General features: G+C 54.3%; 2 protein-coding genes and 1 pseudogene. All 3 read right to left on the minus strand.

What is annotated here, in order from left to right; translation table 11 throughout:
* Window positions 1-500: 500 nt before the first annotated feature.
* Entirely contained in the window at window positions 501-1,544 is a 1,044-nt protein-coding gene (locus ABYT30_RS18135) for an esterase/lipase family protein (RefSeq protein ID WP_373083101.1), read from the minus strand.
* Between the two features lie 157 nt (window positions 1,545-1,701).
* Window positions 1,702-2,541 (minus strand): 23S rRNA (adenine(2030)-N(6))-methyltransferase RlmJ, encoded by an 840-nt coding sequence (locus ABYT30_RS18140; protein WP_373097905.1) that lies wholly within the window; start codon window positions 2,539-2,541, stop codon window positions 1,702-1,704.
* Between the two features lie 32 nt (window positions 2,542-2,573).
* Window positions 2,574-2,709, minus strand: a pseudogene (locus ABYT30_RS18145) (fructose-bisphosphatase class I); the annotation flags it as partial.

Below are 2,709 nucleotides of genomic sequence, written 5' to 3' on the forward strand. Positions count from 1 at the left end.
CCGGTGAATCCTTGGGTACATTTGCGCGGGTGTTGGGCGAGCCCCGCTTCTACGGTGTTGAAGTGCGCAAGACGTTTTGAGGTCGCGGGATGCTTGGCGGGACGAGCAAAGCAGGTCATAGCGGTTTACGTGGCACCCCGCCGAGCCTTACCTGCACAGGCAGGTATCCATGTGAGCGTAGCGAATGCCTTCGGCGTCAACGTCTGTGTGGGCACTCCGTCGCTGAGATAGACTCCTGCCTTCGCAGGAGTGACGATATTAAAGGCAGGGGGGGGATCCATATGAGCGCAGCGCATGCTTTTAGTGCCGCCATCAAATTTACGCTCTGTTGCTGGGATGGACCCCCTGCCTCCGAAGGGGCGGTGTCCGAATTTCGCAGGATTGACGATAATAAAACACGACATCAGACGTCATACCTGCGCAGGCAGGTATCCATATGAACGTCAGCGAATGCCCTTACGTCTGACGCCCAACTTCTGTCGTCAGGCCATCCCCAACATCTATCTCGGCATGGGCTTGGTCGCGTAGTCCCGCAGTGGTGGCTCTTCTTCCACAAGCTCGGCGCCGGGGAAGCCCTGTGCTTGTTCACTGCCAAAGACACTGGCGAAATCTTCAAAGATTGTTGCCGAAAGTACCTGATCCGGTAACGGTAGTAAGCCGCACAGCTCGGCGCCACCGGCGCGCTCGACATTGGCGGGGCCGGCATTACTCAGTGCATCTAAGGTTAGATCAAAGGTAAAGCGGTCGCTGAGGCCAATCGTTACGTGATCGACCAGTCGCCCCGGGCACACATCTTGGATCAGGGTGTTGCTAACTTTTGGATTGCCCATGCCAAAATCCAGTGCCGCCGTTGGCTCCGGTTCATAGGGTTGTACCAATTCATCCATCATCGTGTAGATGTTGGTGTAGTCGATATCGCCTGGGGTTTCGTCGCCGCTGTTTAATGCGGCAATAAAGGCGGCGTCTTGGGCCATCTGAAATGCCGCTGCAGGCATGCCCAATGGAATCGTGCCATTGAGTGCCGAAGGAGACATCTGGGTGCCGTGATGGGGGGCGGCCAAACTCACAATGTCGTCTACCATTGGACGCAGGCTGGGCCACCAGCTTACCGCCCAGCGCGGATGTAAGCCGCCTTGGCTGTGGCCAATCATATCGATTTTGCGGCCAGTGTCGGCGTGTATTTTCCGTACGGCATTGACCACGTATTCAACTGACGTCTGTAAATCGTTTAGGCCGCGGTCCGGGTAGGTGACCACACAAACATCGTAACCCCGCTCTTCAAGCAGTGGCTTGTAGCTCCAGTTGTATTGCTCTTCACCGTGGGTAAAGGTGCCGTGCACTAATAGAACGACCTCGGTCGCGGGGTGGCTTAACTCACCGCATACTAAGCTGGCATTTAGCGTTGCGATGTCGGTTTCTAAAGCGGGGTCACTACTGCTCGGTGTGGTTATTGAGCCGCCGCTATTGCTGCCACCACCACAGGCCGTTAACACTGCACAAGCAAAAATTGATGCAGTCGTTCGCAAAAAATAGGGTTTTGTCATTGGGAGTAACCTTGTTTTACTTTTTATGAGTTATAGAGCTAGGCGCGGATAAGGTCTGTGAATTGTATCGCAATTGGGAGAAAAGGTTATGGTGATGTAACTTTTCTCTCCTGCGTTATGAGGTGGGCCTTACCCGAGGGGGCGTTTCCTTCAAGGATTAAGGGATCGCCGAATTTAGCTCAAACTGACTGTGTTCACCGTCGCCGAGTAGTTGCTCGATCACCGGCATGACCTCGGCGAGTTGTGTGGCGAGCTGCCATGGTGGGTTGATAACAAACATGGCGCTGCCAAACATGCCGTGCTCGCCTGCTGGTGCTTGCACTGTGAGCTTTACGTGGAGGTAGTTATTTGGTGATAGCGCCTTTAATCGCCGCCCTAAATCTTTGGATTCGTCGCGGGGAATTAAAGGATACCAAAGGGCGTAAACGCCATTCGGGAAGCGGCGCTGGCTGTCTTTAAGTGCGCTAATGACATTGCGGTAGTCATTTTTGTCTTCATAAGGTGGGTCAATTAACACCAGGGCGCGTTTACTTGGTGGCGGCAGCAGAGCTTTTAAACCGGCAAAGCCATCGGAATCATTTATGCGCGCGCTGTGATGAAAGCGTTTGCGTAGGTTCTCGTGGTCATTGGGGTGCAGTTCAAATAAATGCGCTTTGTCTTGCTCGCGTAGTAACTGCAGGGCGATAGCGGGAGAGCCGGGGTAGCCTTCCGCTTCGCCTTTACAGCAGGCGTCGATTACCTCGAGGTAGCGCTGTAATGGCGCTGGAAATTCCTGCTCACCGGCGGCGGCGCGGAGCTTGGCGATACCACTGTCGAACTCGCGATTTTGTGCGCTAAAGGCACTGGCAAAGTGGTAAAAGCCAGCCCCCGCATGGGTGTCGATATAGGACACCGGGGTGGGCTTTTGTTGTAAGTAATCCAAGCACAATACCTGCACTAGGTGTTTTAGCACGTCGGCATGGTTGCCAGCGTGAAAGCCGTGACGGTAACTGAGCATGGTGGTAAATCTCGATAAACGCGCTGTAAAAATCAGCGCTGGTGGTAGTCAACGCAAATTTTAACTTCGCTCGCCGCGCCGAGAATAACCGGAACCCGCTGATGAATATGTTCGGGTTGAATGTCGAGAATTTTGCCCTCTGGTGTCCAGACCTCGCCCCCGGCCTGC

This window comes from Zhongshania sp., from assembly GCF_041623545.1.
Taxonomy (GTDB): Bacteria; Pseudomonadota; Gammaproteobacteria; order Pseudomonadales; family Spongiibacteraceae; genus Spongiibacter.